Below are 13,165 nucleotides of genomic sequence, written 5' to 3' on the forward strand. Positions count from 1 at the left end.
CGACCCGGACCGGTCATCGCCGGGCGGTGGACGCCTCGACGGCGAGGTCGGGCGCCGTCGTGAAGTCCGTGCGGCGGCTGAGCACGAAGGCGATCGTCGCCCCGAGCAGCGTGAGCCCCGAGATGAGGAGCAGGCCCCACACCGCCGACCCCGTGGTCTCGCTGATCCAGCCGATCGCGTAGGGTCCCGCGAAGCCGGCGAGGTTGCCGACCGAGTTGATGAAGGCGAGGCCGGCCGCGGCTGCCGTGCCGGTGAGCACCATCGGCGGCAGGCTCCAGAACAGCGGGGTGGTCGAGAAGAGCGCCGACATCCCGACGCACAGCGCTGCGAGCGCGAGCACCGGTGTGCCCTGCGCCGCGACCGCCGCGATGAGCGACAGGGCGGTGATGCTGAGCGTGATGCCGATCTGCAGCGGGATGTTGCCCTGCTTCCGGGCGGCGCGCTCCCACGGCAGCATCACGAGGGCGGCGCACAGGTTCGGCAGCGCCACGAGCCACCCGGTGGTCGAGTTCGAGAAGTCGCCCATGCTCTTCACGATCGTCGGCAGCCACATCCCCAGGCCGTAGGCACCGAAAACGACGCCGAAGAAGAGCACGATGAGCGTCCACAGGCGCCCGTTGCGGAAGACCTCGCCCAGACGAAGGCGTCCGTGCCGCTGCTCGGTCGCCTGGGTCTCGGCGGCGAGCGTGTCGGTGATCCAGCGCTGCTCGGCGGGGTTCAGCCAGCGCGCGTCCTGCGGACGGTCGGGGAGCCAGAAGAACACGACGAACGCGAGGAGCACGGCGGGAACGCCCTGCAGCAGGAACACGAGCTGCCAGCCGTCCAGCCCCCACAGCCCGTGCAGCTCCAGCATCCAGCCGGACAGCGGCGCGGCGACCGCGTTGGCGATCGGGTTCGAGAGCACGAAGACGGCGAGCACCTGCGTGCGGTACTGCCGCGGGAACCACAGCGTGAGGTAGAGCAGCACGCCGGGGAAGAATCCGGCCTCCGCGATCCCGAGGATGAAGCGCGCGATCGCGAACTGCGTCGCGTCCTGCACGAAGGCGGTCAGCGCGGCGACGATGCCCCACGAGATCATGATGCGCGCGATCCACTTGCGGGCGCCGAACTTCTCCAGCAGCAGGTTGCTCGGCACCTCGAACAACAGGTAGCCGATGAAGAAGATGCCCGCCGCGAAGCCGAAGGCGGCCTCGGTGATCTGGAGGGCGGCGGTCATCTCCAGCTTCGCGAAGCCCGCGTTGTTCCGGTCGATGTAGGCGACGAGGTAGAGCAGTCCGAGGAACGGACCCAGCCTCCAGATCGCCTTCTTCATGGCGGCGGCTCCCACCGCGTCCTCCGCGGCGCGCGCCTGCGCGAGCGTCTCTCTGCCGGACATGACAACTCCTTCGTCATCGGTTTCGGGTTTTGCTATAGCATCTAGCACCGCGCGCTTCCTGTCCAGTCCCGCCCTCATGCCATAGCATCGACCGAGCGAAGGAGCCCCGCTCGACGAGCACCGGGCCGCGCGAGATCGAGAAGGGCCCCGGATGCGCAGCGTGTCGGATCAGAACATCGCCGAGCAGGTCACGGACGAGCTCCGGGCGGCGATCCACTCCGGAGAGCTCGCCCCGGGCGAGCGCCTCGTGGAGCGCAAGCTCGCCGACCGTCTCGGCGTCAGCCACATCCCCGTGCGCGAGGCCCTGACCCGGCTCGCCGAGGAGCGCCTCATCACCCGCGAGCCCCGCCGCGGCGCCCGCGTCGCCCAGCTCAGCGCGCAGGACCTGGAGGAGATCTCGAGCCTGCGGATCGTGCTGGAGCAGTTCATGGCGATCCGGGTGCAGGAACGCTGGAACGACGAGTCGGCGGCCCGGCTGGAGGCCATCATCCAGGCGATGGCGGATGCGGCGCCGGGCGACGTCGCCGAGGTCCTGCGCCAGGACCGCCTCTTCCACGAGACCCTGGCCGACCTCGCCGAGCACCGGTTCCTCGACGAGCTCAGCGCCCAGCTCCGCGGCCGGATCGCCGGGTTCATCCAGGCGGCCAACTCCGCCCTCGACCCCGCCGAGCAGGAGGAGCACGTGCGCAGCCACCAGCAGATCGTCGACGCCATCGCGACCGGCGATCCGGAGCAGGCGCGCGCGGTGATCGCCGAGCACGTGACCAGGGCCGTGCGCCGCATCACTCCGTCGGCCGAGTGAGCGCCGCCGTGGCCGCGCGCACCATCGTCCTCACCGGAGCCTCGGACGGGATCGGCGCCGCCGCCGCCCGCCAGCTCGCCGGATCCCCGCACCGCCTGCTCCTCGTGGGCCGTTCACCCGACAAGATGCGGGCCGTGGCGGAGGAGGCCGGCGCGGAGTGGTTCACTGCCGACTTCGCGCGCCTCGACGACGTGCGCACCCTCGCCGCGCAGCTCGCGGACGCCGTGGGCGCGGCGGGCATCGACGTGCTGGCCAACAACGCCGGCGGCATCTTCGGCGACCGCACCCCCACCGTCGACGGGCACGAGAAGACCATGCAGGTGAACCACCTCGCCCCGTTCCTGCTGACGAACCTCCTGCTCCCGCAACTCCTCGCCGCGCGCGGCGCGGTCGTGAACACCTCCAGTGTCGCCCACCGCCTCTTCGGGCATCTCGACGTCGACGATCTCGACAACACCCGCCGATACTCCCCGAACAAGGCCTACGGCGACGCCAAGCTCGCCAACGTCCTGATGGCGAAGAGCCTGCACGAGAAGTTCCATGCGCAGGGGCTCAGCGCGGTGGCCTTCCACCCCGGCACCGTGGCGACGAACTTCGCCGCCGAGTCGTCGAGCATCATGCGCCTCGTCTACCGCACCCCGCTGCGCCGCCTCGTCCTCATCGGCAGCGACCGCGGTGGCGCGACGCTGCGCGGGTTCCTGGAGGGCACGCCGGGCGAGACCTGGATCTCCGGCGGCTACTACGACGAGCGCGTCCTCAGCACCCGCGTGAACCCGCAGGTGAACGATCCCGCTCTCGCCGAGGCCCTCTGGCAGCGCAGCGCCGAGCTCGTGGGTGTGTCCGAGGCCTGAGGAGGTCAGTCCCGCTGAACCCGGACAGCCCCCGGCACCGCCCGGGCACAACTCCGGAGAACCCCGGCGACACGCCGTAGGCGGGGCCGAGGCGGCGGCGGATCGCGCCGCATCTCCGGAGTTATGCCCGGGGGATCAACTCACCCTGCCATGATGGTGCGCTTCCAGTCGGCCTGGACGACGGTGGGCGCCGGCGCGGCACTTGCCGCGACCACCACCCCCGTCGCGAGAACGACCGTGACCAACAGGCCCTTCATCGCGGCCCTCATCCGCCGAAGCATCCGGACAGCAGGACGCAACGCGACTGGTTGCCCCCGGAGCCATCGGCCGGAATCGGCTTCCAGACGGCCTGGACAGACTGGGGCACCGGTCCGCCTGCTGCCGCCACCGTGGCACCCGTGGTGAGCACACCGGCGACAAGCAGCCCCACCGCTGCGCCGCCCGGGCACAACTCCGGAGACCCCCGGCGACACGCCGTAGGCGGGGCCGGGGAGGCGGCGGGTCGCGCCGCAGTTCCGAAGTCGTGCCCGGCGGGATCAGCCGACGACGAGGTTGGCGGTGTCGACGACCCGGTCGCCCTCGGCGGGGAACGCCGTGCGCGTGACACTCGCTTCGACGTTGCCGGTGTGCAGCAGTGTCGAGCCGGCCCCGAAGGCGTCGTCGCGGAGCTCCAGGGCGCCGCCCTCGAACCGGTTGCCGACCGCGCGGTAGTGGGTCGCGCCGCTCGTCACGGCGACGTGCGTGGTCGTCCCCTCCGCCCGGAAGGTGCTGTCGGCGAGCGTCAGGTGCAGCTCGCCCGCACCCGACCGCGACACCGTCGTCCCGCCCTTCGCCGACACCTCGGAACCCGCGATCTCGACGACCTGACGGTCCTTCGATGCTGCCGCGATGCGGGCGTTCCGGAGCGTGGAGCCCTCGACGCGCAGCTTGCCCGTCGCCGAGGCGATGGGGGCGGCATCGTCCGCCGCGGTGAGGGTCGAGCCGCGAAAGGTGACTGCACCCGGCCCGTTGATCTTCATGCCGCCGACGCGGTCGAGCACCGTGTCGACGAAGGTCACCGGCGTCTTCACCGTCGCATTGGTGAGCTCGCCGGGAGCGACGAACGTGAAGTGCGAGTCGGCGATCACGGTCGGCCGCGCGGAGTTGTCGGAGGCCTGGGTGATGACGAGCGTGTCCGACGCGGTGCAGCCGCGCAGCTGCGCACCGTCCGCGTTGATCCACAGCATCCCGGAACCGGCGAGCGAGGGCTTGCCGATCACCTGCACGTCCTCGAGCGTCAGGTCGGTGATGCGCACGCGCGCGACGAACCACGAGCACACGTGCTTGCGGACGGTGATGCGCTTGGCCGCCGATCCCCACGCGGCGCCGGAGTTCGCGAACGTCATGAGTCCGGAGTTGCCCGTGTAGGTGAGGTCGTGCTCGTACTGGCCGTGCGTGACGAAGGGTCCCTGGTCGTCGCCGTCGCCGTGGCAGTTCTCCACGAGGCAGTAGGCGCTGGCGGTGAAGTCGTTGAGGTGCCGGGCGTTGGCGGTGTGGCAGTTGGCGACGTACCCGTACAGGCAGTAGATCTGCTGCGTCAGGTAGCCGGCGCCACCCCACGTGACGGAGGTCGGGTTCTTCAGCGTGCAGCTCTCCGTGGTGAAGTAGGTGTTCCACCGGCGCTGGATCAGCGGCCAGAAGGTCGCCGTGCCGTCGATGTGGTCCACGTCGCAGCGCACCGCGTACTCGAAGGCCAGCGGGTGCGACCCGGTGTACTCGTCCGTCCCCTTGCCGAGGAACTTGAGGTTCGACACCGTCACGTCCTGCACCGGCTTCACATGCCGCCACGTCATCGTGCGGTCCTTGCCGAGCGGCCAGCCGTTCTTGTAGTTCACGCGGATGTGCCGACCGTCGACGATCTGGGTCACCTGCACCAGCCGCTGCAGCTCGCGCTCCCAGCGACCAGACAGCGCGTTGACCTCGGCGGCGTACCACTCCCCGACCGCGAAGAACGAGGAGTCGGCGACGGGGAAGATGTCGGCAAGGTCGGGCACGTCCTCCCCGAGCTTCGCCTCCTGCACTGCGTCGGTCACCTCGCCGCGGAAGAACATGACGGCCGCGAAGGGGTCGTCCTTCCCGGCGTTCTCGATACCCTCGGTCGTCATCAGGTGGTGCCCGAAGTCGAAGGCGATGTTCGACCGGGAGAACTTATGACGACGGACGAAGTTGAGGTCGGTGTGCGCCTCCACGCGCCGCACGCGGGCGTCGCCCACCATCGTGTCGAGCGCGTCGTCGGCGGGCGCGGAGGCGTCCATGATGCCGAACTTCCGGAAGTCGACCGTGCCGTCGTGCACGAGCACCCAGGCGCCGCCCTTCGGCCCCGCGAGCACCGTGCCGCCGTTGGCCGCGGGGGCGTCCTTCTTCACGAACCGGTAGAGCCCGTCGCCGCCGTCGCCCGGGGCGGCGTAGCCGCTCGTGCGCACGAGGTCGCCGTCCTTGCCCTTGCGCGTCGCGAGAGCGGTGGCGACGCCTCCGTGCGCGACGTTCTTGGAGCCCGACGACTCCTGCGGCACGGTGGGCCCTGCGGCCTGGGCGACGGCAGGGGTGCCGATCGCCGCGACCCCGCCGAGGGCGGCGGCGCCGAAACCGGCGAGCAGCATGCGTCGACTGCGCAGCGCGGCGGTCTCCGTGGTGGTGTCCAGCTGGGTCATGCTCATCCTCCTTGCGGCGTCCTCGCCGCGGTCAGGCGTCCGGCCCTCGGCCGGATCGCGGTCACCGATCAGTCCCCGATCCCCAGCGCTCTCCGAGCGGATGCTCAGAAGTAGTCGCCCGCCGTGAAGTGGCGGATGCCGTCCACCCGGGCCTCGCGGCGCAGCGGCCGGATCATCCCGGTGCGGTCGTCCTGCCGCACGGCCGCCGGAGCGAACGCGCGGACGGCGCGTTCGTCCGCGGCGAGCGCGGGGACGGCCAGCTCGCAGGTGCGGACGCCCGCCGCGGCCCAGTCCGCGGCCACGGCGTCCAGCAGGGTGCGACGCACCGCGGCAGGATCGGCCAGGGTGGGATCGGTCGCGCTCTCGTGCAGCAGCCCGACGCCGTCGCGCACCTCCGCCACCGCGTAGCCGACCGTCGTCTCCGCCTCGGCGAACCGGTACAGCGTCGCGCCCCGTAGCCGCACCTCCGCCATCGTCCAGTCGCGGTCGCTGCGCACCGGAGCGAGCACGACCGCACCGGTGCGGGAGCGCTCGTAGACCTCGCGCACCGGGCCGAGGACACCGAGTCCCACGGACTCACGGCGGACCGAGGCGTGCTCTGCGGCCGTCGCCGACGCCGTCCACGGCCCGGCCATCGTGCGGGGCATCGAGATGGTCGCGAAGCCGCTCGACCGGTACACCTCGGGAGTCCCGGTGAACAGCAGGGCCCAGTCGGCGTCACCGGCCGCGTCCAGGGTGGCCGCCACGAGCCGGCGGGCCAGTCCCCGACCGCGAGCCCGCTCGGCGACCGCGACGCTGCCGATCGCGTGCACCTGCGCCACGCCGCCGTCCGACTCCCGCAGGCGCTTCGGCAACCCGTAGATCGACCCGCACAGGCCGTCGTCGTCGGCGGCGACGATCGTGTGATCCAGCCGCTCGTCGTCCACCAGCCACTGGTCCGGCGCGAGGGGCGGCGTGAAGGCGGCCGCCCACAGTGCAGCGAGGGCGGACTGATCCTCCGCGCGCGCCGACCGCACGAGCACGGCGCTCATGCCATCGAGGAGAGCTGGTCGCGGTGGACGGCGTGTCCGAGGGGCTGCCCCGCGGCGAAGGCGTCGAGCTCGTCCGCCACGATCCGCCCCTGTCGCAGCCGCCCCTCCCTGGTCCCGGCCGCGCGGTGCGGGGTGAGCAGCACCCGCGGGGCCGAGCGGAAGGGACTCTCCACGGGCAACGGCTCCTCGTCGAACACGTCGATCGCGGCGCTCAACCGACCGCGCTGGAGTTCGGCGAGCAGGGCGGCCTCGTCGACCAGCCACGAGCGCGCCGTGTTCACCAGGCCCGCGCCATCCGGCATCAGGGCGAGTTCGCGCGCACCGATCAGGTGGTGCGTCTCCGGCAACGTCGGGGCGTGCACCGCGACGATCTGCGCGCGGCGAAGCGCGGCGTCGAGCCCCACGAGCTCCGCCCCGAGGGACGACGCCTCGGCCGCGTCGAGCGTGGGGTCGACGAGCAGCGGCTGCGCGCCGAGCGCCCGGATCAGCTCGAGGTACGCCCGCCCGGTCCGGGAGGCGCCGATGACCGCGATGGGCGCCCCGAGGATCTCGTGCTGCACCCCGACGGCCTCCGCGTCCCACCAGCCGTCGCCGACGCGCAGGGCGTCATGCATCTCCGGCACCCGGTGCAGCAGGGCGAGCGTGAACGTCAGCGACACCTCCGCCACCGACCGGGCCATCCCCGCCCCGGCCTGCGTCACCCGCACGCCACGGTCGAACAGCGCGTCGGTGGCGAAGGGCTTGATCGTGGCGCCGGTGTGCGCGATGAGCTCGAGCTTCGGGAGGGTGGCGAGCACGGTGTCGTCGAAAGGACCCACGCCCCAGCTCGTCACCACGACGCGCGCCTCGTCGAGCACTGCCTCCGCGAGGCGGTCCACCCGCACGAACGACCCACCGAGCCGCGCCGCGATGGTCTCCAGGCGGGCCGCATCGTCCGTCGAGAAGAACTCCGCGAACAGCTCGGCGGAGACGACCGCGACCACGGTCGGTGCGCCCGTCCCCGCGGTCATCGCAGCCAGGCCTCGAGGTTCTCGGCGATGAACGCGTCGTCGTTGAGCTCCGGGTACGCCTGCCGGACACGGGCGATCTCCTCCGCCTGCCCCGGGGAGAGGCCCTCGGCCGGGTCGAGGCACCAGATGCCTTCGAGGAGGCCCTGCTGGCGGAGCATCTCGTGCACCCCGGCGATGACCCCGTGGAAGTCGTTGCCCGGATCGAAAACTGCCTGATTCACGTCCACCATGTCCGAGGCACGGCGTCCCACCTCCCGGTAGGCCTCCGCGTCTCCCGCGAGGGCTCGGTGCACACGCTCCAGCAGCGCGACGGCCGCATGCGTGCCGACGGCCCACTGGCCCAGCAGCCCGCCGACGAACCGGAGGGTGCGCCGCCCGGACGGGGAGTCGACATGGAACTCGGAGAGCAGGTCGGCGACGATCGCGTCGTCGTTGCCGGTGTACAGCGCGATCTCGTCGGCGCGTCCCGAGGCGGCCACGCCGCGCACGAGCTCCAGCGTGCGATAACGGTCGAAGGGCGCCGCCTTCACGGCGACGACGGACGGGATCGCGGCGAACTCCCGCCAGAACTCGCGGTCGAGCACGGGCCCGCCGATCGCGGTCTGCAGATAGAAGCCGACCAGCGGCAGCACCTCGCCGACGGCGCGGGCGCGGTCGAGCAGGGCACGCTCGTCCGCACCCGCGACGCGGGGACTCACCAGCACGGCGTCGTAGCCGAGGGAGCGGGCGAGCTCCGCCTCGGCGACCGCTTGCGCGGTGTCGCCCGCCACTCCGGCGATGCGCACGAGGGTCGCGTCGCCGCGGGCGTCCATCTCCTCCGCGGCCAGCGCGAGCACCGGCTCGAAGAGCGCGTGCTCCGGGTCGCGGATCTCGAACTGCGTCGTGTGCACGCCGACGGCGAGGCCGCCGGCCCCGGCGTCGAGGTAGTAGCGGGAGAGCGCCCGCTGCCGCCGCTCGTCGAGCGTGCGCTCTGCGGTGAGGGCGAGCGGATGGGCCGGGATCACGGCGCCGCGGGCCAGGGTCGCAGCGGCCTCAGGGCGCAGCGACGGCACGGTCGCCGTGTGCGCAGCGGCGTCGGTCATCAGAACTTCCCGTCCCGCACGGCCCACTTGGTGGGCTTGGCGATCATCGGCAGTCCGTCGCGGATCCAGCCGGCCTGCATGCGGATGAGCTCCTCGGCGGAGACGGACGGGTAGCCGAACAGGGCCATGCAGCGCCGGGCGTCGCTGAGCAGCGCGGTCGGCATCGGCTCGTCGACGATCTCGACCTCCCGCTCGAACAGGGCGCCGAAACGGTGGGCGATCGAGGAGACGCTGAGCAGCTCCGGTCCCGTGAGGTTGATCACGAAGGGGTCGGTGGAGGCGTGCACGAGGCTCCGCAGCACGACCTCGTTCGCGTAGCCCTGCCAGATCACGTTGACGTTGGCGGTGGCGACCGAAACCGGCTCCCCCGCGTGCACGGCGCTGCCGATGTCGGCGAGCACCCCGTAGCGGAGGTCGACGGCGTAGTTCAGGCGGATGATCGCGACCTTGGTGCCGCGCTCCTGCGCCCCGAACTCGAACACGCGCTCCCGTCCGAGGCAGGACTGCGCGTACTCGCCGATCGGCGCGGGCGTGGTCTCCTCGTCGGCGCCGCCGGAGGAGGCGGGGACGAACGGGTACACGTTCCCGGTGGAGAGCACCGAGATCGCGCTGTCGCGGTAGCGGCGGGCGATGCGGTCGGGCAGAGCCGCGTTGACCTCCCAGGCCCAGGAGGCGTTGGTCGCGGCGCCGAACTTCGCGCCCACCATGAACACCACGTTCGGGGCATCGGGGAGACCGGAGAGGTCGTCGTTCTCGATGAGGTCGAACGGCACGACGCGCACCCCCGCGGCCTCCAGGCGCTCGCGGATGGCGGCGTCGCCGAAGCGGGAGACCGCGTACACCGCGTCGTCGGTGCGGCCGGCGGCGTCCAGGCCGCGCCGGGCGAGCATCGCCAGGGTCGGGCCCATCTTGCCGCCGGCGCCGAGGATCACGAGGTCTCCGGAGCCCTGAGCGAGGTCGGCCACGAGCCCCTCGCTCGGGGTGGCGAGCGCCTCCTCGAGCTCGGCCTCGGAGGCGAATGCGTACTGCGTCATGGTGGTGCGGTTCCCTTCTTCTCAGCCCTTGATCCCGGTGCCGGTGACGCCCTCCTGCACGTACCGCTGAGCGATGAGGTACGCGAGGAAGATCGGCAGCAGCGCCACGACGGAGCCGGCGAGCATGGTGCTGAGCGGCACATCCTGCTGCTGCAGCGACGAGATGCCCACGGTGAGCGTGAACATCGAGTTGGACTTGGCGATGATGAGCGGCCAGAGGAAGTCGTTCCAGTGCCAGAGGAAGACGAAGATCCCGAGCGTCGCGAGGATCGGCTTGCACAGCGGCAGCACGATCCGCAGGAAGATGCGGAACTCGCCGGCGCCGTCGATGCGGGCGGCCTCGAACAGCTCGTCGGGAAGGCCCTGGATGAACTGGCGCATCAAAAACACGGCCTGCGCGTTCGCGAGCGTCGGCAGGATGAGGCCCCAGTAGGTGTCGATGCCGCCCAGGTTCGCCATGAGGATGAACGTCGGGATCAGCGTCACGTGGAACGGCACCATGACCATCGCCAGGAACGACCAGAACATGACCTCCTTGCCACGGAAGCGCTTCTTGGCGAAGGCGTATCCGGCGAGCGCGGAGAGGAACAGCACCGCCACGACCGACACGAGCGAGTAGACGAGCGTGTTGAAGAGCCAGACGAGGATGTTCTGTCCGCCGAGCACCTGCTCGTACGCCTCGAAGGAGATGTCGTTCCAGGGGATCAGCGAGCCGGGCAGCTCGACGACCATGCCCGGCTTCAGGCTCAGCACGACCATCGCATAGAAGGGGAAGAAGCTGAGGATGCCGGCGAGACTTAGCCAGATCCAGCGGACGGCGATGCCCCAGCCGGTCGGCTCGAGCGCGCGGAACGAGCGGCGCTTGCGCGCGGCGGGACGCGTCGCGGGTGGCGTCGTCTGCGTCGGCGGCTGCAGGAGGGCGGTCATTTCTGCTTTCCGATCACGAGGCGCTGGATGAGGGCGACCACGAGGGTCATGATGAACAGGGCCACGCCCACCGCGGCCGCGTAGCCGTAGTCGAAGTAGCGGAAGCCCTGGTCGTAGAGCATGTAGACGAGCGAGTAGCTGGCGTTCGCCGGACCGCCCTGGGTCATCACGTAGATGACGTCGAAGACCTGGAAGGCGGCCGTCGTCTCGATCACCGCGAGGAAGAAGAACGTCGGGCGCAGGTGCGGGAGGATGATCCACCGGAAGCGCTGCCAGGCGTTCGCGCCGTCGACCAGCGCCGCCTCCTCCAGCTCGCGCGGCACGTCCTGCAGGGCGGCGATGAGGATCATCATCCCGTAGCCGAACCGGGACCAGACGCCGACGACGACGATCGCGGGGATCACGAGCACCGTGCTGCCGAGCCACGAGCCGCCGAGGCCGAGCGGGGCCATCAGCGCGGACCACGGACCGTTGGCGGAGAAGATCCAGACGAAGATCGAGCCGGCCAGCACGAGCGAGGTGATGACGGGGAGGAAGAAGATCGAGCGGAAGAACCGGGCCCCCCGGAAGGCGCGGCGCACGCCGAGGGCCATGATCGTCGACAGGACGAGCGCGATCGGCACCGCGAAGACCGTGTAGATGAGCGTGGTCCCCAGCGCCCGCCAGAACAGCGGGTCGGCGACGAGACGCTGGAAGTGGTCGAGGCCGCGCCAGGCGATCTCGCCGGAGATGTCGTAGTCGAAGAAGCTCAGCGCCACACCCGCGATGCTCGGGCCGAAGCGGAAGGCGATGAACAGCAGGAAGGCGGGGAGCACGAACAGGAACGCGACGCGCGCTTCCCGTCGGGCGAGCACCCGGGCGACCCGTCCTGCGGGCTTCGGCGCCGTGGTGGCCGTCGTCATTGTCGATTCCTCACGTGGGGGGCGGAGAGAGGGGGCGTGCGGCGGGTACCCGCACGCCCCCGGGGTGTCACTTCTGCAGCAGCGGGGCTGCGGCGGCCGCGGCGTCCTTCAGGGCGTCGGCCGGGGACTTCTGGCCGAGCAGGGCGGCCTGGATCTCCGGCGAGAGCACGCCCATGAGCGCACGGGAGCTGGCGTCGAGCTCGCCCACCGTGGTGTCGGGGACGTACTTCTCGACCTCGCCGAGGAGCGGGTCGTCGGCGTACAGAGGCTCGGTCGTGCTGAGGGCCGAGAAGAACCCGGCGGCCTTGAGGTACGGCTCGACGACGTCGGCGCCGGTCGCGAACTCGGCGAACGCGGCTGCAGCCTCCGGGGCCTTCGAGCCCTTGAGCACGGACAGCGAGCCGACGGTGCCGTAGGCGACGGACTCCTTGTCGGTCAGCGGCGCGAGGACCTTGACGTTCTCCTCGCCCCAGAACGGCGCGACCTCGGTCACGGCGTTGTTCCAGGTGCAGGCGACCTTGCCCTGGGCGATGGCGGTCTGCTCCAGCGGGACGTTGGTCGTGAGTGCCTCCGGGTCGAGCGCGCCCTCCTCGGCCAGGTCGGTCAGGAACGTGAGCGCCTCTTCGCCGGCCTTGCTGTCGAAGCCGACCTCGCCGTCCTCGGTGTAGACCTCGCCGCCGGCCTGCCACAGCAGCGGGTAGTAGGTGAGGTTGAGGGTGTTCTCGGCCGACGCCGGGTAGTTGAGGGCGTACATGCCCTTGTCGACGAAGGCCGGGGCCATCTCGGCGATGTCGTCCCAGGTCTCCGGGTACTCGGTCACGCCGGCGGCCTCGAACGCGGCCGCGTTGCAGATGAGGGGCTGCGCGCTGGTGAGGATCGGGGCACCGAGGATGTCGCCGCCGAGCGTGACCGACTCCTTGACGTTGGGGAGCAGGTCGCCCTGGCGCTCCTCGCTGAGCAGGTCGTTCAGCGGCGCGATCGACTTCTGGTACGCCGCGAGCTGGTCGGGGATGAGGTAGACGACGTCCGGTCCCTTGCCGGCGGCGATCGCCGTCTGCAGGGCCTCGTCGCGGTTCGCCCACGGGAAGATCTCGTACTTCACGTTGACGTTCTCGTTCTCCTTCTCGAACGCCTCGATGGTCGAGTCCCAGAAGTCCTTGTGCATCGCCTCGTCGGCGATGACGGGGTAGAGCCAGACCGTGATGTCCTGCTCGCCTTCTGCGGTGTTGCCTCCGCCGGCCGAACATCCGGCCAACAGGGTGGCGGCCGCGACTCCCGCGACGACGCCGGTGATCTTGCTGACGCGCATGGTGCTCCTTTGCGTAAACCGTGCTGAGTACGGTTCATTATGACATTGGCTTTGGATAATTCGTCAAGCACAAGTTCTCAGAGCCTTGTTTCGGCCGTGTTTCTCGGCCGTGAACAACAATCCCCGATCTGAGAATCGGGTGTGCTAATTTG

The 13,165-nt window shown here is 70.8% G+C and carries 11 protein-coding genes; 2 read left to right on the forward strand and 9 right to left on the reverse strand.

Annotated elements, in window-relative coordinates:
• Positions 1 to 13: 13 nt before the first annotated feature.
• Entirely contained in the window at positions 14 to 1,375 is a 1,362-nt protein-coding gene (locus tag AB0N68_RS05260) for an MFS transporter (protein ID WP_268777494.1), read from the reverse strand.
• Between the two features lie 151 nt (positions 1,376 to 1,526).
• On the opposite strand from AB0N68_RS05260, the gene AB0N68_RS05265 reads away from it, so the two are divergent.
• Positions 1,527 to 2,177 (forward strand): GntR family transcriptional regulator, encoded by a 651-nt coding sequence (locus AB0N68_RS05265; RefSeq protein ID WP_280565755.1) that lies wholly within the window; start codon positions 1,527 to 1,529, stop codon positions 2,175 to 2,177.
• Positions 2,174 to 3,028, forward strand: coding sequence for an SDR family NAD(P)-dependent oxidoreductase (locus AB0N68_RS05270; RefSeq protein WP_292794596.1), 855 nt, complete (start codon positions 2,174 to 2,176; stop codon positions 3,026 to 3,028). The genes AB0N68_RS05265 and AB0N68_RS05270 overlap by 4 nt, the downstream gene beginning before the upstream one ends.
• Before the next feature lie 536 nt (positions 3,029 to 3,564).
• Here AB0N68_RS05270 and AB0N68_RS05275 read toward each other — a convergent pair.
• The 8 genes from AB0N68_RS05275 to AB0N68_RS05310 all read right to left on the reverse strand — a co-directional run bounded on the left by AB0N68_RS05275 (position 3,565) and on the right by AB0N68_RS05310 (position 13,013).
• The gene (locus AB0N68_RS05275; RefSeq protein ID WP_313366501.1) at positions 3,565 to 5,718 is read right to left on the reverse strand and encodes a peptidase C14; all 2,154 of its coding nucleotides are present in this window, start codon (positions 5,716 to 5,718) and stop codon (positions 3,565 to 3,567) included.
• Positions 5,719 to 5,822: 104 nt separating this feature from the next.
• Positions 5,823 to 6,749 (reverse strand): GNAT family N-acetyltransferase, encoded by a 927-nt coding sequence (locus tag AB0N68_RS05280; RefSeq protein ID WP_259951769.1) that lies wholly within the window; start codon positions 6,747 to 6,749, stop codon positions 5,823 to 5,825.
• Positions 6,746 to 7,759, reverse strand: coding sequence for a hydroxyacid dehydrogenase (locus tag AB0N68_RS05285; protein WP_259951768.1), 1,014 nt, complete (start codon positions 7,757 to 7,759; stop codon positions 6,746 to 6,748). The genes AB0N68_RS05280 and AB0N68_RS05285 overlap by 4 nt, the downstream gene beginning before the upstream one ends.
• The gene (locus AB0N68_RS05290) at positions 7,756 to 8,841 is read right to left on the reverse strand and encodes a dihydrodipicolinate synthase family protein (protein WP_187662932.1); all 1,086 of its coding nucleotides are present in this window, start codon (positions 8,839 to 8,841) and stop codon (positions 7,756 to 7,758) included. The genes AB0N68_RS05285 and AB0N68_RS05290 overlap by 4 nt, the downstream gene beginning before the upstream one ends.
• Positions 8,841 to 9,875, reverse strand: a complete 1,035-nt coding sequence (locus tag AB0N68_RS05295) for an NAD-dependent epimerase/dehydratase family protein (RefSeq protein ID WP_280565763.1) — start codon at positions 9,873 to 9,875, stop codon at positions 8,841 to 8,843. Before AB0N68_RS05295 ends, AB0N68_RS05290 begins: the two co-directional genes overlap by 1 nt.
• A 21-nt stretch (positions 9,876 to 9,896) precedes the next feature.
• Positions 9,897 to 10,802, reverse strand: coding sequence for a carbohydrate ABC transporter permease (locus AB0N68_RS05300; RefSeq protein WP_187662930.1), 906 nt, complete (start codon positions 10,800 to 10,802; stop codon positions 9,897 to 9,899).
• Positions 10,799 to 11,704, reverse strand: a complete 906-nt coding sequence (locus AB0N68_RS05305; RefSeq protein ID WP_280565765.1) for a carbohydrate ABC transporter permease — start codon at positions 11,702 to 11,704, stop codon at positions 10,799 to 10,801. The genes AB0N68_RS05300 and AB0N68_RS05305 overlap by 4 nt, the downstream gene beginning before the upstream one ends.
• Positions 11,705 to 11,771: 67 nt before the next feature.
• Positions 11,772 to 13,013 carry an ABC transporter substrate-binding protein gene (locus AB0N68_RS05310; protein ID WP_280565767.1) on the reverse strand — a complete coding sequence of 414 codons (1,242 nt, stop codon included), beginning with the start codon at positions 13,011 to 13,013 and terminating at the stop codon, positions 11,772 to 11,774.
• Between the last annotated feature and the right edge of the window lie 152 nt (positions 13,014 to 13,165).

Origin of the sequence: Microbacterium meiriae (assembly GCF_040685015.1) — a bacterium.
GTDB lineage: Bacteria > Actinomycetota > Actinomycetes > Actinomycetales > Microbacteriaceae > Microbacterium > Microbacterium meiriae.